Genomic DNA, 24,249 nt, shown 5'->3' with positions numbered 1-24,249 from the left:
CGGTATTTGAGCAGCTTGTAAGACTTGCCCCACCTGAGCTCATGAAGTCACTAAGTTGCGCAAGTCACTCGAACTGCTCAAGCTGCTCAAGCTGTTTGAGCGTCTATGTCCACCGTCTCAACCAGTCTCAGTCGTGCTAACCCATGCTCAAAGTGGTCCCTTTTGACCACATGCCACTGCAGTGCCTGCGGCTCTGCAGCGGCAATAGCAAAGGAATCTACCCAAACTCCCCTATTCATTTAGGCCAGTGCTGGGCATGACCAGAGTACCCAGCTGCAAAAGCAGGCAAGTCAATCACCACACCTCAGCAAGCCAGTCTCTCTGGGGCTACGTCTTAGTCCCTTTCAGTACAGGCCTATGTGAGCTTCGTTCATGGCAAAGATTCCTGTCCTTATGATCATGCTGTTTCACTGGCTTTTTGCCACTGGCTGCTCCTTTGACCTGATGCTGTCCTGTAGTGCGCCTTTGCACTGGCTTTGGCTGTGCCCTTGCTCAGCCAGATGAGGATGCTACGTTCTGCCTGAGACAGCACGTATCGTCATCTGCCCCAGAGGCCAAAGCTACAGCCACTGCTTCAGGACCAGCTGCGGCACCTGCACGTGCACCTGTATCTTCATAATGAGGCTGCAGCTCCTGTTATTGCAGCCTTTGAACAGTGGCTTTGGCACAGGTATATGCTTTCTTGTGGCTGTGGCTGTGGCTGCAAACTCTATCCGTCCTAATCAGCTGGGCAACGGCAGCGTATCCAGCACCCTCATATTCTTGGGAGTGTCTGCGTAAATGTGCGACTATGCTGCAGCATGGGCCATGGGATTGGCAATGGCTTGATCACGGCTCAGTCCATGGCTCTTATGGCTTAAACAGTGGCTGAATTTGCTAAGAGAGTCTGTCAGGTGGTGGTATTGTGGGCCGTTTTTCGGGCTGCCGTGCAGCGGCAGAGGCCGAGGTGATTGGATGTTGGGAAGGCCGGGTTGTTTGGAGGTGAGATGTGCGGAGTGGCAGGGTACGGACTTTTGGGTGACAAATACGATACTTATGCTGATAGCAACGTTACCAGTATTTTTGGGCTGTTAGGGGATAAAAAGTTGGGTTCTTGCTGTGGTTGAGGTGTGAAAATCTTTGCAAAAGGTGGGAGGGGTGTTTTTGGCTGTTTTATAAATGGCTTATATAAGCCTGTTTTGGTGGGGTGGTCAGACTGGAAAAATTTTTTGAAAAATGTGATCTCGATGCGGTTTCATGCAATCGTTTGCATAGTCATTTCTCTAAGTGAGATGTAAATCTCATTTTTCAGGGGCGGCTGTTTATACAATTACCTTTGGTGCTGTGTACAGCATGAACCTGGCCAATAAATGAGGGCTGTGCTATGGAAAATGCCACTAATCCACAGACTGCTGCAGGGCAGAAAGAGACAGTAGTAAAGCTGTCACGTATCTGTAAGTCATTCAATGACGTACCTGCTCTGGTTGATGTTGATTTTGAGCTGCGCAAGGGTGAAGTTCTGGCTTTGCTCGGAGAAAACGGCGCAGGCAAATCAACTCTGATGAAGATATTAAGCGGTATTTATACCCGTGACAGCGGCGATATGGAGATCTTCGGTAAGAGCATCAAGGCTCAGACTGGTGATCTGGCCCGTGAACAGGGTATTGCCATCATCCATCAGGAACTTAACATGTGTCAGCATCTTACAGTTGCTGAGAACATTTTCCTTGGCCGTGAGAAAGCATCAGCAGGTGGTTTCTGGCTGCGTCAGAGTGAAATGAACAATGCTGCCCGTGAAGTTCTTGACCACCTCAATGTAGATTTCCCTCCTACTGCCATCACCTCAACCCTTTCTGTTGCCAAACAGCAGATTGTGGAAATTGCCAAGGCCCTGTCCTGCAATGCCCGCATTCTTATTATGGATGAGCCTACCTCTGCTCTTACTTCCAATGAAATTTCCGATCTGTTCGATATGATCAGACGTCTCAAGAGCGAAGGTGTATCCATTGTCTATATCTCCCACCGTCTTGAAGAGCTCAAGCACATCGTAGACCGTGTCTCCATCATGCGTGATGGTCACTACATCACCTCCATGGATTTTGACGAGAACAAAATGGATCAGATCATTGCCCATATGGTGGGCCGTGAGATTACTGACCGTTTCCCTCGTGTGGAGTGTGAGGCCGGTGAAGTGCTCTTTGAGGTTAAGAACCTCAATGCCGGACGTACGGTACGTGACGTCAACCTCAAGGTACGCCGTGGCGAGATTCTTGGTATAGCAGGTCTGATGGGCGCAGGTCGTACTGAGACTACCAGGGCCATTTTCGGTGTGGATCCTAAGGAGTCCGGTGAGATTATCGTCAATGGTCAGGAAGTAAAGATTAATAATGTGGCCGATGCCATTAAGGCCGGTATTGTGCTGGCTCCTGAAGACCGTAAGCGTGACGGTCTGTGCACCAAGCTGCCAATCAGAGAAAACATTGGTCTGCCAAATCTCGACTGGATGTCATCAGCTCTGGGTCTTGTTATCCGCAAGGCCGAGAAGGAAGCTGTAGACAAGGAAGTAAAAGATCTGGCCATCAAGGTTTCCAATGTAGAAAACGATGCCGCCTCACTGTCAGGTGGTAACCAGCAGAAAGTGGTTATCGGCAAGTGGCTGGCACGTGACTCTAAGGTTGTAATTTTCGACGAGCCTACCCGTGGTGTTGACGTGGCTGCCAAGGTCGAAATTTACAACATCATGAATCAGCTCAAGCAGCAGGGGGTAGCCGTTATGTTTGTCTCATCGGAGCTGCCTGAGGTTATGGGTATTGCCGATCGCATTATCGTGATGTGTGATGGCAGAGTAACAGGTGAGCTGATGGCCCGTGAGGCCACTCAGGAGCAGATCATGAAGCTGGCTACTACCTTTGAAAACAAGCTGGCCTCTGATCAGGAATCCCGAGATGCATCATAGGCTGCAGCGCAGCAAAGCGGCATGAACCTCAGGTGCATGCCAGATGATTAACCGCCACCTGCAAATAATACATTTCAGCGCAAATCAGACCTGCGACAGCGGCCTATGGCCGCAGTCGCAGCTGCCGCCGTAAGCAGTGGCAACAGCCACTGCAGCGGCAGCATCAGTTGTGCAGCAGACGCAGCCACCACAGGGCTGAGCTGCTGCAGGGAAGACATCAAAAGGTAAGCCCCTTTCCCAGGGGCTGTCAGCTATCAGGGCCGTTCATGCCAGACGGCTGTCGTGGCTCAATGTGGCTCAGCAGGCAAGGCCTGCAGGCAAGCAGGCCTGCAGACCATATCCAGCATCCGTCAGCCTGGTGTAGCCTGGCTGAGGCTGAGCCTGAGGCTGGGCCTCAGGCTCAGAGCCGGCAGTTGCCGGCTCAGGCGAGCCTGTTTCCAGCCAGCCAGGCTGTCATACAGCAGTGCTTCATTCTTTTCTGTATGCTGCAGCTGTCTGCACATGCAAAGGGCCGGGATGTCATGCAGGCCATGGAAGTAATGGAGTCCATGAGCTGCATGGCCGTATGGCAGCATGGTCGCATGCACTGCTCTGATGTACCTGATGTCATGGATATCATCGATGTCCCTGATATCAGGTACTCTGTTCTTACCTCAGAAGCGCTGTGAGGCAGTTTGCTGCCTCAGACAATTGAATATACTCTGCTCGTGTTTGCTTATTCAGGGATACTATTATGGAAAACCAGAGCTTCATTGCCCGTATTTTTGCCATTCGTGGCATGGGTCAGGTTGTTACCGTAGGCCTGGGCCTTGTCATTTTATGTCTGGCCTTCTCCTATCTGAATCCTTACTTTGCCACCAGCCGTAATGCTGCCAATCTGCTCCGTCAGATTGCCCCAATCCTGCTTATCGGCATTGCTCAGTCCTATGTGCTGATCACTGGTCAGATTGACCTGTCCATTGGCTCGGTAGTGGGCATGTCCTGTATGATTTCAGCCACCCTTATGACCAGGGGCTTTGACCCATGGATGGCCTCAGCTATTGCTCTGGCCTGCTGTATGGCTGTAGGTCTGGTCAACGGTATCCTGGTATCCAAATGCAAGGTGGCAGCCTTTATTGCCACGCTGGGAACCATGACCATAGCCCGTGGTATTGCCCAGATCGTCAATAACAACTTCAATACCGATTCCATTGGCGATGGTGCCGAAGTCTTCCGTAATTTCTTCTACTATGGCAAGACCATGGGTATCTACAACACTATCTGGATTGCCCTGATCTTATGGTGTGTCTTTGCCTTCCTGCTCTCCAGAACCCGTACTGGTCGTCACATTTATGCCGTAGGTTCCAATATGGAAGCTGCCCGTCTGTCAGGTGTATCCGTTCCACGTACCATTACCACGGCCTACCTTATCTCCAGCTTCTGTGCCGGTGTCGTAGGTCTGATTACCTGTGCTACTGCCGGTATGGGCACCATGGACTCAGGCAATATGTATGAGCTCTATGCCGTGGCTGCATCCGTAATCGGCGGTGTCTCCACCTTTGGTGGTCAGGGCCTGCTGCTGGGTACCGTAATCGGCGCAGGTATCTGGGGTGTGCTCCAGAACGGCCTGCAGTTTGCCGGTGCTCCACTGGCTATCCGTAATATCGTAATCGGCATTATTGTGGTAGTATCAGTATTGCTTGATGTAATGCTTCGTTCCGGCAGCATCAAGAACTTTACCAGGAACTTCAAGTTCCTCCATCCAGTTAAATAATTACCGTGCCCCTCAGGGCACAAAGTGAAAGAGCCTGTCTCTGTAGGCAGGCACATCAAAAGGTAAACACAGGGGCCCTGCAGCCAGCATCACATAAGTGCTGTGCTGCAGGGCCGCAAAATGCCGTCACGCAGCCCGCAACTGGCATGCGCGACAGCAGGACACCAGTCCAGCAGGTCACCAGGTCAGCCAGACTGAAAAAGTGCCAGATCCTGGCTCATGCCAGATCATGGCCCATGACAGTCCCCTTGTCCATGCCAGTACCAGTGCCGCGATGTACTTCCCATACATGCGCAGCATGCACCAGAAACAGGCACCATTACATTCAGGTTCCGGGGGATTCAGTCACCTGCATCCCAGGCAGTGACGTGCTGAGTGACCAGTCGCTCACAATGCACCGAAGCGGCTACCTGCAGCTCACCTTGCACCGCGATGTTGTGCTGTGCAGCTCGCCGTGACGTAAGGTGCCATAATATGCAGGTCAGCTCCGATAAAAAGGCCAGGCAATTATGCACAGCTTCCCACTGTGCAGTGTATGACCGGACGCAACTTGCTGCAGCCATATCTGTGCATGGCTCAGCCTCTCCACATTCAGCCCCGCAGTTTGCTGCGCAACCAGCAACGTCAGGGAGGTCAGAGCGCGAGGACGCCAGTCGGCCCTTCGTGTGTACTGGCCTGAAATAATTTAATGAAAGCATCAGCACAAGCATGAGTGAATGTCTGCATGAATACAGACAGGCATGAGCACATGCCTGAGTACATGCCTGCACTGAATGCATGAGCGGCATGTCCGGCCTGCTGCTGAGGGCGTGACCACGCCCCCATATAGCAGACAGGCCGCCCTGCATGCCAGCTATGGCCAGCCATGGCTGGCATGCACTGCGTGCCCGGAGTACCGGCATGACCATAAGGCATATGGTGGCCCGGCATGACCATCAGGCATATGATGCCCCGGCATGACCATCAGGCATATGGTGGCCCGGCAATATCGGCAGGCATACGGTGCCCAGGCATAACCATCAGGCATATGGTGGCCCGGCAATATCGGCAGGCATATGATGCCCCGGCATGATCATCTGGAATATGGTGGCCCGGCATGGTGGTGCTGACAGTGTCCCTTTGCTTACCTGTGAAAAAGAATTTATCTGATCCTTGCGCCTGCCGGGCGCGGCTGCGGAATTATTTGCAACTGCAGCTGTGAGCGCCTGGTCTGCAGAACAGTCAGGAGTACCCTGAACGTGGCGCAGGAGGATCATATAAATGGCCTGAGCGTGCCACGAGGTGCGGTTACGCTCTGAGCAAACTCTTAGATATATTCAGGAGCTTTTACTATGAAACTTTCTCGTCTCGTATGCGGTCTCTTTGCAGCAGCTGCCTTAACCTCCTCTTCCATGGCCATGGCCGAAGACTACAACGTATTCTTAATCACCATGGACCAGAACGATCAGCACTGGGTACGTGTTAACGCCGGTGCCGCCAAGGCAGCCGAAGAACTGGGCAATGTAAAGCTGCAGTGGAATGCTCCAGATCTCAAGGACGACGCCAAGCAGATCGAGGTTGTTAACAATGCCGTTGCCGCAGGCGCTGACGTAATTCTCCTCGCCGCCAATGGTCCTACAGCTGTTACCGCTGCCTTAAAGGAAGCTGACGCTCAGGGCGTAAAGATCATCTATGTTGACTCCCCTGCTGACTTCCCTGGCTTAAAGACCTTTGCTACCGACAACAAGGCTGCCGGCAAGACCGCCGGTGAGAAGCTCATTGAGACCTTAAAGGCCAATGGCATTGAAAAGGGCCGTATCGGTATCGTAGGTGTTAATGCTGCTACCAATTCTACTGTGAACCGTGAACTGGGCTTCCGTGAGGCCTTCAAGGGCACTGGCTTTGAGGTGCTGCCAACTCAGTACTCTGACGGTGACACCGCCAAGGCCAAGGACATCGCTGCCAACTACTTCAACCAGGGCTGCGTAGGCATATTCGGCACCAACGAGGGCTCATCTGTAGGCGCCGGTAATGCCGTTAAGGAGTTCGGTGAGGGCGTTTACGCTGTAGGCTTTGACAAGTCCAACATGATTCTCTCCCTGGTAAGAGGCGGTCAGTTAAGCGCCGTTATGGCTCAGAACCCTGAGGTCATGGGCTATGAGGGTGTTAAGGCTGCCGTTGACGCCATGCAGGGCAAGGATCTTGGCGAGAAGTACGTTGACACCGGCGTTTCCGTAATCACCAAGAAGAACATGGCTGACTTCCTCTAATCTCTGATTAAAGGCAACAATCAAAATAGTCTGTTACTCAACCTGCCAGCCACCTCAGGCCCCAGCCTGAGGTGGCAGACACGCACTGGGCCGCACATCGCAAGATGCGCGGCCCTGTAGCTATATCGCCCCAGACAGAAGAACAGATCCGGCCCGTCCCGGTCCCGTCCGGCACGGCCATGCCCGGACCGGTCAGGCCAGCCCTGTACCGGTTAGAGCCCGGACCGGTCAGGCCAGCCCTGTACCGGTTAGAGCCCGGACCGGTCATGGCATGACGGGCAGCCAATCTCCGGGCAGAATTAAGAATAACACTGCAGAACAAAATATAGCATCGCGTAACAGTATCAGACAGGTCCATGTAGAACATCCTCAGACAGCACAGCGCTACATAAGCCGGCGCAAGATCGGGCAAATAAGTAAATTACATGAAGAAAGACAGTGCATGAAAGCGTATGAAAAAAGTCAGGCAGTGATAACCTTTATGTTTTAGAAAGTATCTTATGTTGCATTGGTTATACAAATCAGAATCTGCTTGCATCCAAAACGCATGGCATAGCATTGGGCTGACAGGCAACGTAAAGCCTGTTATCAGCGTGGCGGTACTGGCCGTTTTGGGTAGTTTTGCGGTCAGACCGACAATCAGCATTTGGTCAACTGTATACGATCTTAATGTGAGCCGTACGGCTAAGGCATTCTTGCGGTAATATCACCTCTTTAGTAGGCATGCAGTCTCAGCTCAGGAATACGGGGAAATCAGCTACGGCCGAATAGACATGCGGCATCATCATATTGTTTGAGCTTCAGCATCATTGGACCTTGCAAGTCAGCTGCTCAAGGTCAAGCAAAGGCCAGATCCAATGCTAAGGCAATGGCAGGTGCAAGGCCGGAATCATGGTCAAGTTCATGTCCATGGGAACGGGGCTGCTACACTTCCTGTTTCTGCGCCGGTGTCTGAGCCTATGCCATGCAGGGACTGCATATAATTCCATGCTAAGTCCCAAGGCCAGCTCCCAGACTGATAGCAGTGCCAGGACCATGGCAAGGACCATAGACAGGACAATGCTCAAGGATACGAGCAGTACTAGGCCCGAAAGCTCTTTCATGGCCACGGTTAATGCTGTGTCAAATGCTATTGATCCGACCAGCTCCTGCGCAACCACCATGGTACTGGACCAGCCGCAGGAAACTTGTCAAAGATAATGACCAGTCGCGAGGCCAAAAGTACAGTCAGGCCAGGGCAATGACCTGGTGCTGTGCCAATTTCAGTACCTGGTTCTGTACTGGTACAGGGCTAATTGCCTGGTTGCTGTATGGATAAGATCTGGCTCAAAACACTGTTTCATTGCAAGGCCACAAACAGTCGTGAGGTCTGTACCTGCTCCAATGCAGGGGTAAGGATATTGCCACGGCCTTGGGCTGGTTTTAGGACGGTCTATGGTTGCGGTCAGTGGAAAAACTGCGGCCATTACCATGGCCATGCTAATGTCAGGTCAAAGTTCTAGGTCAGCGCAGAAGCCTGGTAAGGACTATGTCCAGCATAAAGTCTCAGGCTCATACCACCCCTGAGGCAAAGACTATGTCCAGCATAAGGTATCAGAAGCATACAGCACTCATGGTAAGGGGCATGGTTTAGGTTAAGCTCATGCTCAAGGTACTGATAATCCATTGACCTGAGCGTCATTAACCAGGGCATTTTGAGCCCTGTGAAGTTCTTGAAAAAACTGGGCTTTGCAGCTTTTAAAGTCGATGCCTGATGAGAATTGATAAACAAGTTGCTCATTTATATATGTCAATATAATTTGCTGGTAAAAAGGCAGCTCCTGAAAATCAGGTTGCTGCCTTTATTTTTAGTTTTGTAAAGCGCTGACGCCTTGCACCGGCTTGAGCTGTGCATATTATCTGCGAGCTTGCCTATCGCAGATAAATGCCGCTGTTGCTCAGTACTGACATTCAGCAGCTTTAAACAGTTTTCTGGTATTAACTTCAGGCAGGCTCCTGACAGTGGCTGCTGCGTTTGCAGAAGCCAGCATGGCATCAGCCATGATAGCCGGGGTTAAACCCGTCAGTCAGGGATTTTGCCTGCCAGGAGCCAGGACCTGGTCCTGGCCCCATGACTGTCAAAGGAGCCAGTTCCTGAAATTAGAATACGTAACGAACGTTGGCGTTAGCACCGAACTCCTTGACGTTGGAGGAGCCGGTATAGCTCAGGCCAAAGCCCATGCCAAGGTTGCCTGACTTGGCAGCAACGCCGATGGCAGTGCCATAGGTGAAGCTGTCAACAAACTCGGACTTGGTGGCGATATCGCGGTTGGAGGTGTTGGCAAAACCAACAGTGCTGTCAACAGTGTCATCACCAAAGTTGGCGGTTAAGGTCAGGTCGAAGGCTGGCTTGATAGTCCACTGCTCGCCTGCATACTCCTTGGAGATGGAAACACCAACTGGTAAGGAGAATACATTGGCAGAAGAGTTCTCTACACCGCCAACTTCAGTGCCATCAAAGCCCTGGATAGTGTAGTTGTCCATATCCAGACGGGTGAAGCGCAGACCTGCGTGTGGAGCAACATGTACACCGGAGAAGTCCATGGTGTACTGGCCGGTTACACCTGCAGAGATAGCGGTAGTATCAAAGCTGGTGCTGGCCTTGCCAAGCAGAGTGTCAACATCAACATCGGAGTCGATATTGGTGTATGACAGGTCAGCTACGAAGGACAGAGAGTCCAGAGCATAACCGGCATACAGAGCACCACCGAAGTAGTTGAAGTCATTGGTTACGCCCTGAGCAGCGCCCTGACCGTCGGCATCACCAGAACCGATGTTGAGCATGCCACCGACGCGCAGACCGTTACCTAAGGAGTAGTCACCACCAAGGGCAACACCAACGAGGTTTACATCTGCACCGTACTCGATGCCCTCAGCAGCAAAGCCGTCGGAGTCAGCAGAACGGTATACAGGGGTTACCCACATGCCACTGCCCTGACCATTGTCAGCAAAGGTAAGAGCTGAGCTGTTCTGACCCATGCCAAAGCGGCCGGATACGGCATCAGCGGTGGTTGCAGCGGCAGTCAGAGTTGCCTGAGCAGCGCCACCGAAGACACCCATACGACCTACACGGTCAGCGTCAGCACCATTGGTGTTACGTACTACAGCCTCAAGGAAGTCGTTGTAGGCTTTCTGGTAAACAACGTAGCTTGGAGCCTCGGCAGTGCCGACATTTACCAGTTCATAGTTGGCAGTGTTAACCAGGGCCTGGCCGGTGACTTCATCAACCTTGGATACAAAGGTGCCATTTTCCTGGTCAATGGTGAACAGGGACTGGTCAGCCTCATCGCCCAGCATGGTTACACGCTTAACCTCACCGGTAGTGTCGTTGTAGAACTCATTCCAGTTAGCGGTCTGAGAGGTGTAAGCAAGGAGGAAGTCCTTCATTGGGGCAGAAGCCTCAGAGAAGGCGTCCTGAGCTCTGGTGGTGTCCAGAGTCAGAGTGCCACCATTAGACTCGGAACCGGCAACCATGTTGAAGTACATCAGGCCATTGATGGTCTCAACACGGATGTCGTTGTTACCGGCAGTACCAAGAATCTTGACACCATTGTTGCCAGCATCCTGGAAGACGGTTACATAGCGGTCACCCTTGAGGAAGTTATCGCTGTCAAGAACGATACGGGTATTCTCCTCAGCAAAGACGGCTGCGTCCTTGGCGGCAAATACGATAGAACCGCTGGCATTCTTGGCACCCTCGCCCAGAGCGAGCATGGAGCCCTTACCGAGGTAGAGGTCGGCCTTGGCAGAAGCAGTTACCTCACCATAGTTCTTGAGCTCAGTATACTTGGTGGCCTTATCGTAGTCGCCGGCTGCATTCTCCTGCCATGCAGTCTTGTGATTGGCGGTGCCATCAACAATTAACTGCTTGCCAGAATCAATCTTCTGCTGGCTGTTGAGGTACAGCAGAGCGCCAACTTCACCACCCTTTGCAGGGTCAACAAGGTTGCCGTTAACCTGGTAGCTCTTTAAGAACTCACGGGCAGAATCAAGATCCATCTCGCCGGTCTTGGTCATACCAACGAGCAGTGCAGAGTTCTGACCAACGATAACATCACCGGTAATGGTGCTGACATCAGCTGGCTTGGCAGCAGTCGGGGTGCTGGTAAAGGCACCAATCTCGGCAACTGCAGTACCGGCAGCGCTGTCATAGGATGGGTCAAGAACCATCTGGTTGGTACCCAGAGCTAAATAATCAGCTCTTAAGAAGCCAGAGGAGTTCTCATCCTTAATGTCAGGGTGGTACTCACCAATGCCCAGAATAGCATCGCCAGCGGCCATGTTTAAGACGCCACTAACCTCTAAGCGGGCATTCTGGTAAACCTCAAGGTCGCCAGTAACCTTAGCTGTCTCGCCGGCAGCGAGCTTAATAGCAGTGGAACCGCCATTGAGGAAAGCCAGGTCGCCAGCAGACTCGAACTTGCCTGCAAAGACATTCTGCTTGCCGCCAAACTCAGCACCCATACGACCAATAGAGGTGGATGGGGTGATCTTGGAGCCGGACTCAGCATCAACAACTACATCGCCATTGATAAAAGAGGTGTCAGTAGTGCTGGTCAGAGACAGAGAGCTGGTCTTTAATGAGGTACCGGCCTCAGACTTTAAGACACCAACATTAACGCCAGCCTTCTTGCCCTCACCAACAACAGTCAGCTGACCGTTCTTGATGTTAACAGCACTGGTAGCGCCACCGGAGATGTTCTTGGTTACAGTTACGTTACCGGCAACATCACCAGCACCCTTGTCGATAGCCAGAGTACCGGAACCGCCAAAGGCTACATGGTCAATGGTACCCTCACCGCCCAGGGCGAACTCGGCAGTCTTGTCGTCAAGCTTGATGCCAAGAGCATCACCGGAAGCGTTGACTACGAAGTACTTGGTGGTACCTGTTGGCTTGCCGTCAGCATCAACTGGGACAGCAGCATTGTACAGACCACCCTTCTTCTCAACACTTAAAGAAGCGCCGGAGTCGAAGGTGGCATCGGTCTTAACAGAGCCAAAGTGACCACTGATTTCAGTTGCAGTGCCACCTGTGCCACTGGTTGACACATCAATTAACTGTGCACTCTTAAGGTCATTGGTCTGATAGCCAGCCAGGTAGTTACCGTACTTCTGATTTGCATCAGTCCAGGAAACCTGATTTTGCTCGTTTGGAGTCAGTCCCTTAAGGGTAGCATCACCAAGGTTTACGATACCATGAATGGTCTGACCGTCGTCAAACTTCTTGGTCAGGGCAGAGAGCTGTGCATCAGTCAGTTCAGTACCTGAAGCATAGTTCAGGTTTACCTGAGCGCCCAGTTCGGTATCGATAGCAGTGTCAGCGAGCTTGTCGTTTAAGAGGGCGTCACCGCTGAAGTAGAAGCCGTTCATGGCGGTATCAGTAAAGTTCAGAACACCACCATCAGTTACCTTGATGGAGCCAGCTGCGCCAGATACACCGAACAGACCAGTGGCGTCGGTGTCCTTGCCTGCCTTACCAGCAATGCTGGCAGTACCGGATACAGAGATTGCAGAGGCAGCGCCACCAAGAACTTCCTTGGCGTTGAGAGTGCTGTCCTTGGCTACGGTAACACCAGCAGCAGTCAGCTTGCCTTCAACAGTCAGAGAGGTCTTGATAATGTTGCCGTCAGCATCTTTGTTGGCTGCTTTACCAACAGTAACAGTACCAGCAGTAATGTTAAGGTCGCCAATGGCAGTCCAGTTACCGGCCTGAACATTGATGCTGCCAGATGATGTGATGTCAGAGTCGATGGTAGCATCAGCACCTACAACAGTAGTGTAGCGGTCAGTTTTACCTTCGATGAGGTTAAGCTTACCGAGGTTGAGCTTGGAGTCTGCCTGAGTGAGGGCAAGACCGCTGTCAGAATCAGCACCAATGCTCTGGGTAATGGTGTAGTTACCGGAACCAAGCTTGGTCTGGGCATTTGCAGTATCAGGAGTCAGAATGATGCTCTGAGCGAAGATCTTGCCGTCACCACCAATATTTACCTCAGTATCTGCCTTGGTAATAGTCAGAACCTGAGCAACATCAAGGATACCGCCGGATTCACTTGCTTTAGCGTCGAAGTTGATTACTGGCTTAGTCGGGGCTGTAGCACTTGTTGTTCCAGAAAGCTTGCCACTTTCAATCTTGAGGCTGTCAGTGACCTTTAAAACACCGTCCTTGGTCAGGTTGAGTGACATGGCTTTGTTGTCATTACCGGCCTTGGTAATGAGCTTTTCGACCTGATCGCCCTTTACAACTAAGGTACCTTTATCAGCAACAGTTATCTGTACAGTATTGTTTGAAGCTGCTGTAGATAAAGTTGTGTACTTGATGTCGGTTGCTTTAGTCAGGTCTAAAGTTGCATGGGAGCCAGAAACTTTAATCAGACCGTCCTTTGGAGCAAGGGTAAGAGTACCGCCTGATACAGTCAGAGAGCTGTCAACCTTGGTGCCTGAGCCATTGATATCAACAGTCGCAGTGTTGCCATTTACAGCCAGGGTGCCCTTGGTCAGAGTGATATCCTGACCAACAGTAACGTAGTTACCGGCAGCGATGGTTAAGGCAGTTGCGGCAGCAGCTGCATTGAGGTTAAGGGCATCACCGGTGATCTTGCCGGAGTCAGCACCGAGCATCTTCTTGCCATCTTTAGACAGACCAATGTCTTTGGTGCTGGAGAGTGTTACACCGTCAGCAAGCTTGAATGCAGTTTCACCTAAGCCTGCCTTTAAGGTAAGGTTCTTAGCTTCAAAGCCTTTAACTTTGTAAGTGTCAGATGCGTCAGAGCCGTTACCGAGTGTGAGAGTATCGAATGCAACAATTGTAGCAGTGCTAGCGCCACCAGTGGCTCCATCGGTTAGTGCACTTGAAACTACAACTTTTTCAGCACCTATCTTTGCGCCATCTGCTGCAGATATAGTTCCTGCAGTCGCAGTACCTTTTACTGTCAGACTACTTAAATCTATTGCGTCAGTACCAGCAAAAATCAAAGTGCCTGTAGATTTAATGTCAACCATGCCCTTTTTGGTAGCGGTTAAATATGAGTCAACAGTCTCTTTTTTAACAGTGAGAGTTGCCTCATTAGTGCCGTTACCTACGACGACACCACCGGCAGCGGCATCGGCAGTTTGAGTGGTAATTGTAACCTCATCTCCTAAGACAAGATTACCCTTGTTAATTGAGAGCTTTCCGGCAGCGCCTTTTGCGAAATTGATTCCGCCTTTGGTAATAGTAAGGGTGCCCTCATCATCAGGTGTTGCAGCATTATTTTCAATTTCAAGGATTGCCTCGCCTGTTCCTATTGATACTGAGGCGTTGGCAAGTGTGCCGAAAGTATGAAGGGTACCTTTTTTATCATCGCCAAAGCTGATTGTGGCTGCACCCTCACCAGTAAACTTACCAGTTAGGACAGAATCCGCTGCAGCAGTGCCACTGAACTTGATGGTGCCTTTCTTAGCAATATCAATAACTGTAGCATCGCGAGTGATGGTTCCAGAGTTGTTAACCGCAACAGCATTACCTACCTTGGCAAAGCCGCCAATATGAAGAACTGCATTATTGGCATCTGCATTGTTCAGGACAATTTTCTTAGCCTCAACAACAGCACCATTAGCATCGGCTGTAGTCTTTCCAGACAGCTTCAGAGTACCAGTAGTAAGGGTGATAGTATCTAATACGTTTAAGGTAGCAAGACCTGCAGTACCAGAAACAGTAGCACCGCTACCTACTGCACCAGCATCAATCTCAAGGTTCTTGATAGTAAGCTTAGCTGCAGACTTGGCGGAACTGACCTTATTATTAGCCATTTCGCCTGCAGTAATCTTTACATCAAGCCAGTCGTTGGTGACAGTTGTATCAACAACTCCAATCTTGGTGTAGTTTTTGAGGTTATTCTTTACATCAGCAGCCTCGTATTGCTCACCATCAATTACGATAGAGGTAATTGTCTTGTCAGTTACTTTCTGAGTACCAAATACAGCATTGGTGTCCTTTGCAGCCTGAGCCTGACCGGCAGCCAAAGCAGAGGTCAGTACTACAGCTGTAGCAATGCCCTTAAAATAGGCGTTTTTGTAGATTGCACGATATTGAGCCATCAGGAATTTGATGGCGTTGTTAGAAAGTTTCATCTGTTTTGTAATGAAATTTGAAGTGAGTTCTGTCTCGTGCTTCCTGATGAGCTGACGTGCCTTAAGGCCCGGTCTCATCAGGAAGGAGCCGCTTCACTTCAGGGGCGGCTCGGTGTCTGCTGATTCCTTGCCTGTGATGACAAGGAATTGCTGGCTGTTTGCTGTTCTCATGGACGTAAATGCCGATGAGCTCTTCTGGATAAGCTGGTCATTGCTGGTGTACTGTCAGCATATGACCAGTTGTAAGCTGTATACTCACCTTTGTACCGCAGTGCTTTTTTAGTGATATGAGAGCTGGCATAAGCTGCCAGTGGCTTTTCGGTTCAGTGATCAGCCTGCAGCGCTCCGTTGGGCCATATTCCGGACGCAATACGGGACGTAGAAAAGTCCTTTTTGAGTCGATGGAGTGGCTTTGAGAGGTGAGGTGATATGCCTTTGAGGGACGGTCTTGTCAGCCTGTTTGGTCACGCTCAGAGAGCATGAAATACAGAGATGCAGGTAGCCCACATACTGCAAAGCAGACATGGTTCGGGTTACCATTCCTGTTGGCTGTTGACGGATTGAATGCTCGTGCCGAAAGAAAACGGCAGAGATTTTGGAGGACCGGTCATGCGGTGAGGTTCGAAGCAAGTGTCACAAGTTAATGGTACTTTTGCTGGAATCAGTGCATGACTTAAGGCTGGAACTGAACAGGTGGGGAAGCGGTAATGAGTCGGTAAGACTCATGGTGACTGTACTGCAAATCATAAGGATAATGTGGCAGCACAGCGATGTCATGGCGACATCGTAACAACTACATATTAGGGCATCAAAAGGCTTACAATGTAAGGTTAAAGCTGATATTTCAGCCGTTATGTAAGGCCTGTTTGGCCCAAGTATCCAGGACGGAAAGAAAGGGACAGAACATTAACATAGGCACTCGAAAGTGGCCAGAAATGGCTTATATATCGAATGCGTGGGCGTGTTCAAGGACGCCGGCACCGCCAATTTCGCGAAAAAAAAAAAAAAAAGCATATTATATGCCAACTAACAGTTCCTTTGAAAAATTTTTTATTCTTAAAGGCAATAAATGTTAATTATATGCTTTTTTAGCGACTGTAAGTTTCTTTTATTCATCAGGATAGTTTGTATTGCCCCTGCCGTCAATAGCTGGCTGTTTCGGTGCATTCTGAGCTTAACTTATTGAGTGCTTTTGCCTGTATCTTAATTTGCAAGTATGTCAAAAGTTGTTTATGCAAATAATGGCTCAAGGCTTGTTTAGCGCTCTGCAGTATTGCAAGCATCCGGCTTAGATGGATTGTGAGTCATGGGTAACATGCTTGTGTACATTACGGCAACACCCGGGCACTGAAGTCACGCGATAAGGTCATCATAATCTCGAGGAAATCCAGCAGTCCAATTGCCAATCTGTTCATAGGTATATTTATCCCAACGTAAAAGGCGGTTTTCGGAAATCCGGAAACCGCCTAAATTATTTTGTAAAGCATCTAACCAGTGTTCTGTTAATGCTTAGGACTCATTCCTTACACATGAGCTTGCCTATCATATGCAGGAAATCTGTCATGGCATTGAACTCAGTTCTAGGCTATATGCTTTATAAATTGTTTTGGTTTTTCGTCTGTGTGCAACGATCTGATAACAGCTTTCCTGAGTAATGGTTCCCAGGAAATTGTGATTTGGCATCACCACCAGACGCCGGGGCGGCTGCCCCGGCTACGGTGACAATGAAAATCACAAACTGTTATTAGAATACGTAACGTACGTTAGCGTTAGCACCAAACTCCTTAACATTGGAGGAACCGGTGTAGTTCAGACCAAAGCCTAAGCCCATGTTGCCAGACTTGGCGGCAACGCCCATGGAAGCACCATAGGTAAAGCTGTCAACGAACTCGTTCTTGGTGGCAACGTCCCAGTTGGTTACGTTGGTCCAGGTTACGGTGCCGTCAGCAGTGTCATCGCCGAAGTTGCCGGTTAAGGTCAGGTCAAAGGCAGGCTTTACGCTCCAGTTGTCCATTGCATACTCCTTGGAGATGGTTACACCTACAGGGATGGAGAATACATTGGCAGAGGAAGTAGCAAAGTTGCCTACATCACCAAACTCAGCGCTGGTAATGACGTAATCGTCCATGTCGATGCGGGTAAAGCGCAGACCGGCATGAGGGGCTACATCAACACCGCCGAAGTTCATGGCGTACTGACCGGTTACGCCGGCAGACAGGGTGGTGGTATCAAATGATGTAGATACCTGACCAGCCTCAGTATTGGCCTCAACATCGGAGTCAACAGTGGTGTAGGAGAGGTCAGCTACGATGGACAGAGCATCCATGGAGTAACCTGCATACAGAGCACCACCGAAGTAGTTGAAGTCATTGGTTACAGCGGAGGCTGCACCCTGACCATCAGCATCACCAGAGCCTATATTCAGCATGGCACCAACACGCATACCATTGCCTAAGGAGTAGTCACCACCGAGAGCAACACCAAAGAGGCTTACGTCAGCACCATACTCCAGACCGTCAGCACCAAAGCCGTCGGAATCGGCAGAACGGTATACAGGAGTTACCCACATACCGGTACCCTGACCATTGTCAGCATAGGTGAGGGCAGCAGCTGCGTTGCCCATACCAAAGAGACCGGCAACGGCATCAGAGGTAGTGGAGGTTGCAGTCAGGGCAGCCTGAGGAGCGCCACCGAATACACCCATACGGGCAGCCTGGTCAGCGGCCAGACCTGAGGTGTTGCGTGCTACCTTCTCAAGGAAAGCGTTGGAAGCCTTGCTGTAGACAACGCCATCAACAGCGGTAAAGCCAGTGATTGGGTTTTCAGTCTGGAACTCCTGAGGAGCAGTTGCACTGAATGTTAATTCACCAGTCTTAGGGTCAACAGTAAAGAGACTCTGATCTGCAACAACATTGCCCAGAAGCTCGACACGCTCAGCTACAGCTGCACCAGTGTCTGGATCGGTGCTGTAAGCCTGCTGCCAGTTTCTTGTCTGAGCTGCATAACCAACGAGGAACTCCTTCATAGGCACGGAAGCGCCATTATAAGCTGTAGCAACCTTGCTGGTGTCCAGAGACAGGTTATAGCTGGCATCAAGAGCCTTACCGGCGACCAGGGTGAAGTACATCAGACCGTTCATGGTCTCAACACGAATATCATCCTGACCTGCAACACCCTGTACAGTTACATTGGTTGCAGATGCTGGAGTGCCATCAACACCGTTTGAACCTGGAACAGCACCTGCTGTGAACAGAGAAATATCACGGCTCTTGAGGAAAGCCTCGCCAGCCAGAACAATCTTGCCCTGCTCATAGCCCTTGGCTGCAGCTGGGGCATAGATAGAAGCAGATGCGGCTTCAAACTCTACAGCACCGTTGAGGGCACCGTTATCGAGGGCCAGCACAGATCCGTTGCCCAGATAGAGATCAGCCTTAACATCAGCTTTACCATTATTATCGCTGTCATAGCCATAACCACTGCCGTTGGTTCCTAAAGCAGCTACGATGTCAGCCGACTTGTTCTGGCCATCCAGAATTACCTTGCTGTCTGTGGCAACAGTGAGTTTACCGTCAAGAAGCAGCACATTTGATACGCCGTCTGCAGTCAGTGAGCCATTGGCATCCTGGTAGTTGGCAATGAAGCTCTGTACGCTGGACAGAGTTACATCTTTCTGAACGCCCAGCGCAGAGTTCTTACCCAGGATTACATTACCATCAACGGTACCAAGGTTTGCAGCATCATTGGTTACATAGTGACCAGCATCAGCAAAAGCTCCAACTGCAGCTACAGAGGTCTTCATGCCATACTCTGGGTCAACCAGCAGAGTACCACCGCTGAGGTTAAGGTACTGGGTGTATAAGTAACCGGTAGAACCGGACTCAAGTACAGTAGTACCGTCTACATCGTAGGTGTTATCAGCACCAACAGCAATGGTAGCTGTCTTGCCGCCGCTGATTACGGTGTTTACATTTAGGGTGCCACCGGAAACAACCTTAATGCTGGCGCCTGACTTGGAGATGTCGAGGATCTTATCAAAAGTGGTTTCACCATTCTTGAAGGTTACATCCTTGGCAAACTCAGCGTTGTTGGCAAAGTAGTTCTTGGTACCACCAAACTCAGCAGAACCAGAAACATTTACAAGGCCGGTCTCAGCATGAACGTTTCCGTTAAAGACAGACTTGGCATCTGCGTCAGTCAGATTCAGGGAATTAATAGCATTCCATGAAGTAATGTTAAGTTGAGTATCTGCAGAGGTCTGTACAGAGCCCGCAGTTACACCGCGCTTAACATTGACAATACCGGAGCTCAGCTGAAGCTCAGTAGCAGCGCCCTTGCCCTCAATTTCATTGATGTTTGTAACGGCAGAGTTAGAGCCACCAGATACCAGCAGAATGGTGTCACGACCAACATTGCTGTTAGTCAGGGTAATGTCACCTGCGTTACCACCGTTGTTCAGGCCCAGGGTGCCACCGGCCTTGACAGTAATACCAACAAGCTCACCACTGTCAGCGGCATAGGCAAAGCCCTTGCCCTTGCAGTCGTTGAGGGTGGCAACGCCTACGTTGACCTTCTTGTTGCCTGCATCGGCTTCAATGTTACCGATATTACCATTAATGGTGTTGCTGGCAGTAGCACCGGTTACAGTTGCGGTATTGAGGTCTGCCATTACGAAGTCTGTGAAGTCATTGAACTTCTCAAGTTCGGTAACAGCAATCTTGCCATCAGTAATGGATACACCATCGATCTTGGCATTACCAAGGGAGATAAAGCCACCTGAGATAGCGTCAGTCTGAGTATTGCCAAAGAACTCTTTACGCAGAGCTTTAAGCTGGTCGAGAGTGAATGTATCATTTTCGGTAAAGCCCAGCTTCAGGGTTGCAAAGTCCTCAAGAGTGAATTTTCCGCTAATGATGTCCATTGAGCCGGAACCGCTGGCCTTTGGCTTATAGTCAACAATCAGGTCAGCTGCAGTGCTGCCGCTGGCAGAGTCCTGGACAAAGCGTGCATCAGAAAGAGCCTGCAGAGCAGTTGAGCCGAGGGTAAAGGTGGCATCTGGGCCGGATACCTTGACGGTACCGGCAATGTTAACACCGTAACCAGTTACAACATCTGCACCGCCAGAGTCCTTAGTAGTAAGCTCCTTACCGTCAACAGTCATGTCGCCGTTTACTGTGATGGTACCTGACTGGAGATCCAGCTGGCTGAGAGTCAGCACACCGCTCTGATTTACAGCAAGGCTGTTTGTACCTGAAGAGTTAACAACAGTGAGCTTATCACCGGTCAGAGATGCTGCATCACCAGAGGCGGAGCCGATGGTGAGAGCAGCGCCGCTGGCTAACTCGTAGTTGTTAATCTTGGTGCCCCAGTCGCCGTTTACCACATTGAACTTGGAACCGCTGGCAGCTGTTACCTTGTTAAAGTCGATATTGCCACCGTTGCCGGTTGCCTCTGCCTTACCAAGGTTCAGGGTAGAGCCGCTTTCTAAAGTAAGACCTACAGGAGAGGTGGTCTGCAGACCCTCAAGAACGGTGTAGTTACCTGAACCGATCTTGATGCCTTGGTAGGTGCCATCACCGCTCTGATTCTCAAGAGTCAGAGTGCCTGCAGTGATGCCACCTGACTGGCCAGCAGTTAAGCTTCCACTGACGTTGATCAGTGCAAGCTCGCCACCGATGACAACGTCGCCGCTGGTAATCTTGATACCTTCGTTGGTTACACCACTGCCGATGTACTTGGCATCAAGGTCGGTTAAATCACCAACAATCTCAATGGTACCGCCTGCACCGCTGGCAATAAACTGAGCGCCGCTGTCACCGGAGGCAGTCTGGTCAAACAGTGACTTTACCTGCTGACCGGTTACCTTTACGGTACCCAGCTGGGCAGTTATGGTCTTGTTAGCCTTTGCAGTATGAGCAGAGCCGGATCCGGAGCCTTTGATAGTGAGGTTGGCCTTTGTTAAATCAAGTGTTGCTGTAGAGGTACCAGAGCCTGATACAGTGATACTGCCACTATGGTTTGTTTCAGAAGCCAGCAGGGTCAGAGGACCGTTTACAGTGAGGCTTGAGGTGACTGTGCCCTTGGTGTTTGATACAGCAAGGCTGCCAGAGCCAACGGTAATTGCGTCAGTGGCGGTAACTACAGCACCATCAACAGTAACGCTTGCACCGCTGTCAAGGCTTAAAGCACCGCTAATGGAGCCCTTGCCTGCAGTCTTGGTACCATCGGTGTTCTCGATAACGTTGGAAATGGTCAGCTTGTCTTTTAAGACAAAGCTGTCGCCAGAGAACTTGAGGTTAACTTCCTTTGCAGTTGCACCGCTGAAGCCAAAGGCATTAGTGCCATCATAAGAGGTGGAACCAAGCTCAAGAGTATTGGCTTTTAAGGTTACTGTGTTGCCATTTTCTATCTTGGAGGAAACACGGAGTTTATCTGCGCCTACGGAGCCGCTTGCTACTACATTAATCTTGCTGTTAGCTGCATTTCCTGAGAATGCCAAGCCCTCAAGATCAACGAACTCACCATCAAGTTCAGGGGTAAGGGTTAGAGCACCTGAGGCGCCAATTGTTAACTGACCTTTGGAACCAAGTAAACCTTTGGCAGTCTCTTTGGATAGAGTTAAGGAGCCAGCTGAGCCAGAGCCTACAGTAACATTACCACCGCCTGAGGCATGAGCTGCCTTAAGCTCAACAGTCTTACCTAAAATCATGTTGCCGGATACTGTCACCTTAGCACCGCTGGACCCTGAGCCAGACAGGCTGATAGTACCTTTGCTTATGGTTAAGGTGTCAGTGGTAGCAGCAGAAACATCAACATTAAGTACTTTTTCAGCACCTACATTAATGGTTACTCCGGCAATAGTACCATCGGTCTTAAGTGTGCCACTGCCAGAAGTTACATCGATAACGCCACCGGTGCCAGCACCAGAGAATGTACCAAGTACGACAGCGTTTGCTGCACCGGAGCCTGATGCAGCAAGCTTGAGCACGCCACCATCATCAAGCTGGATGACAGAGGTTTTGGCACCGAGAGTTGCTACACCACCGGAGCCACTTCCTAAAATAATGGTGCCTTTATCAAAATTTCCGCTTGAGCCGGATGGGGTACCTGCAATAGTTATATTGCCTGCTGTGAGAGTAGCGGCGCCACTTTCATTCTTGATTTTAACAGTGCCCTGCTTAACCTGGAGTCCGAGAAGGTCAACAGTTGCCGCACCGCTGGTAGAGGTGATCGTTAAATTGCCTTTTTTGTGATCCAGAATGATGGTACCTTTATTGGCATTTACAGTAATATCACCTGACGAAGAACCACTGGCAGTAATCGCACCAGCACCAGAGTGATTAATCGTCAAGGTAAAAGTATTCTTGTTAGTGAATGTGGCTCCAGCACCCTTGATATTAAATTTATCTCCAGAGGCCTGGGTAATATCACCTGTCAGCTTCTCAAAAGCAGCACCATCAGTGTCTGCAGCCTGGGCCTGACCAGCAGCCAGACCAGCAGTCAGAACTACGGCAGAGGCGATACCCTTGAAGTAAGCGTTCTTGTAGATTGCACGATATTGGGCCATCAGAAACTTGATGGCGTTGTTAGAAAGTTTCATCTGTTTTGTAATGAAATTTGAAGTGTGTTCTGTCTCGCGCTTCCTGATGAGCCGGAGTGCCCTAAGGCCCGGTCTCATCAGGAAAGAGCCGCTTCACTTCACAGCAGCTCGATGCCAGCTTATTCTTTGCCTGTGATGACAAGGAATTGCTGGCGGTTTGCTGTTCTCATGGCCATAAATGCCTATGAGCTCTTCTGGATAAGCTGGTCATGTCTGGTGTACTGTCAGCGTATGACCAGTTGTAAGCTGTATACTCACCTTTGTACCGCAGTGCTTTTTTAGTGATATGAGCGCTGGCATAAGCTGCCAGTGGCTTTTCGGTTCAGTGATCAGCCTGCAGCGCTCTGTTGGGCCATATTCCTGACGCAATACGGGACGTAGAAAAGTCCTTTTTGAGTCGATGGAATGGCTTTGAGAGGAGAGGGGAACAGCCTTACAAGATACGGTCATGGCAGCCGTCGCTGGCATGCGTGATTGAGCATGCAGTTTGCTGTATGGATATCCTCACGTTCTGCAACAGCAGACGTAATAAAGGGTAACCATTGCAAGGTGGCTGTTATCTGAGGGATGCTCGTGCCATGGAAAATGGCAGATTTTATGACAGACCGGTCATGCGGTGAGGTTCTAAGCAAGTGTCACATGTTTATGGTACTTTTGCTGTAATTGATGCATGACTTAAGGCTGGAACTGAACAGGTGGGGAAGCGGTACTGAGTCGGTAAGACTCGCGGTGACTGTACTGCAAATCATAAGGATAATGTGGCAGCACAGCGATGTCATGGCGACATCGTAACAACTACATATTAGGGCATCAAAAGGCTTACAATGTAAGGTTAAAGCTGATATTTCAGCCGTTATGTAATGCCTGTTTGGCCTAGGTATCCAAGACGGAAAGAATGGGACAGAACATTAACAAAGGCACTCGAAAGTGGCCGGAAATGGCTTATATATCGAATGCATGGGCGTGTTCAAGGACGCTGGCACCGCCAATTTCGCGAGAAAAAAAAAAAAAAAAAAAGCATATTATATGCCAACTAACAGTTCCTTTGAAAAATTTTTTATTCTTAAAGGCAATAAATGTTAGTTATATGCTTTTCCAGCACCTGTAAGTTTCTTTTATTCCTCAGGGTAGTTTGTATTGATCCTGCCGTCAATAGCGGGCGGTTTTGGTGCATTCTGAGCCTAACTTATAGAGCGCTTGTGCCTGTATCATAATTTGCAAGTATGTCAAAAATTGTTTATGCAAACAATGGATCATGGCCTGTGCTGCACTCTGCAGTATTGCAATCCTCTGGCTCGGGTGGAGTGTGAGTCATGGGTAACATGCTTGTGTACATTACGGCAACACCCGGGCACTGAAGTCACGTGATAAGGTCATCATAATCTCGAGGAAATCCAGCAGTCCAATTGCCAATCTGTTCATAGGTATATTTACCCCAGCGTAAAAGGCGGTTTCCAGATTTTCTGGAAACCGCCTAAATTATTTTGTAAAGCATCTAACCAGTGTTCTGTTAATGCTTAGGACTCATTCCTTACACATGAGCTTGCCTATCATGTGCAAGGAGTTT

The 24,249-nt window shown here is 50.1% G+C and carries 6 protein-coding genes; 4 read left to right on the top strand and 2 right to left on the bottom strand.

What is annotated here, in order from left to right:
* Nucleotides 1-1,363 precede the first annotated feature (1,363 nt).
* From MXE41_RS06340 to MXE41_RS06325, 4 genes are all read left to right on the top strand, one after another.
* Nucleotides 1,364-2,935: a sugar ABC transporter ATP-binding protein gene (locus MXE41_RS06340; RefSeq protein ID WP_247099890.1), complete on the top strand. Its 1,572-nt coding sequence runs from the start codon at nucleotides 1,364-1,366 to the stop codon at nucleotides 2,933-2,935.
* 482 nt (nucleotides 2,936-3,417) lie between these two features.
* Entirely contained in the window at nucleotides 3,418-3,603 is a 186-nt protein-coding gene (locus MXE41_RS06335) for a hypothetical protein (RefSeq protein ID WP_247099889.1), read from the top strand.
* 65 nt (nucleotides 3,604-3,668) lie between these two features.
* Complete coding sequence (locus MXE41_RS06330) at nucleotides 3,669-4,688, top strand: ABC transporter permease (protein WP_246978474.1); 1,020 nt, start codon at nucleotides 3,669-3,671, stop codon at nucleotides 4,686-4,688.
* A gap of 1,331 nt (nucleotides 4,689-6,019) precedes the next feature.
* Entirely contained in the window at nucleotides 6,020-6,937 is a 918-nt protein-coding gene (locus MXE41_RS06325) for an ABC transporter substrate-binding protein (protein ID WP_247099888.1), read from the top strand.
* 2,139 nt (nucleotides 6,938-9,076) lie between these two features.
* On the opposite strand, the gene MXE41_RS06320 is transcribed toward MXE41_RS06325, so the two are convergent.
* Together MXE41_RS06320 and MXE41_RS06315 are read right to left on the bottom strand one after the other, a co-directional pair.
* Entirely contained in the window at nucleotides 9,077-15,085 is a 6,009-nt protein-coding gene (locus MXE41_RS06320) for an autotransporter outer membrane beta-barrel domain-containing protein (RefSeq protein ID WP_247099887.1), read from the bottom strand.
* Between the two features lie 1,744 nt (nucleotides 15,086-16,829).
* Complete coding sequence (locus tag MXE41_RS06315; RefSeq protein ID WP_247099886.1) at nucleotides 16,830-22,682, bottom strand: autotransporter outer membrane beta-barrel domain-containing protein; 5,853 nt, start codon at nucleotides 22,680-22,682, stop codon at nucleotides 16,830-16,832.
* Nucleotides 22,683-24,249 lie beyond the last annotated feature (1,567 nt).

Source organism: Anaerobiospirillum sp. NML120449, assembly GCF_023051105.1.
Lineage (GTDB): Bacteria > Pseudomonadota > Gammaproteobacteria > Enterobacterales > Succinivibrionaceae > Anaerobiospirillum.
Note: the sequence above shows the minus strand (reverse complement) of the source record. Positions and strands in the feature narration are given on the sequence as shown.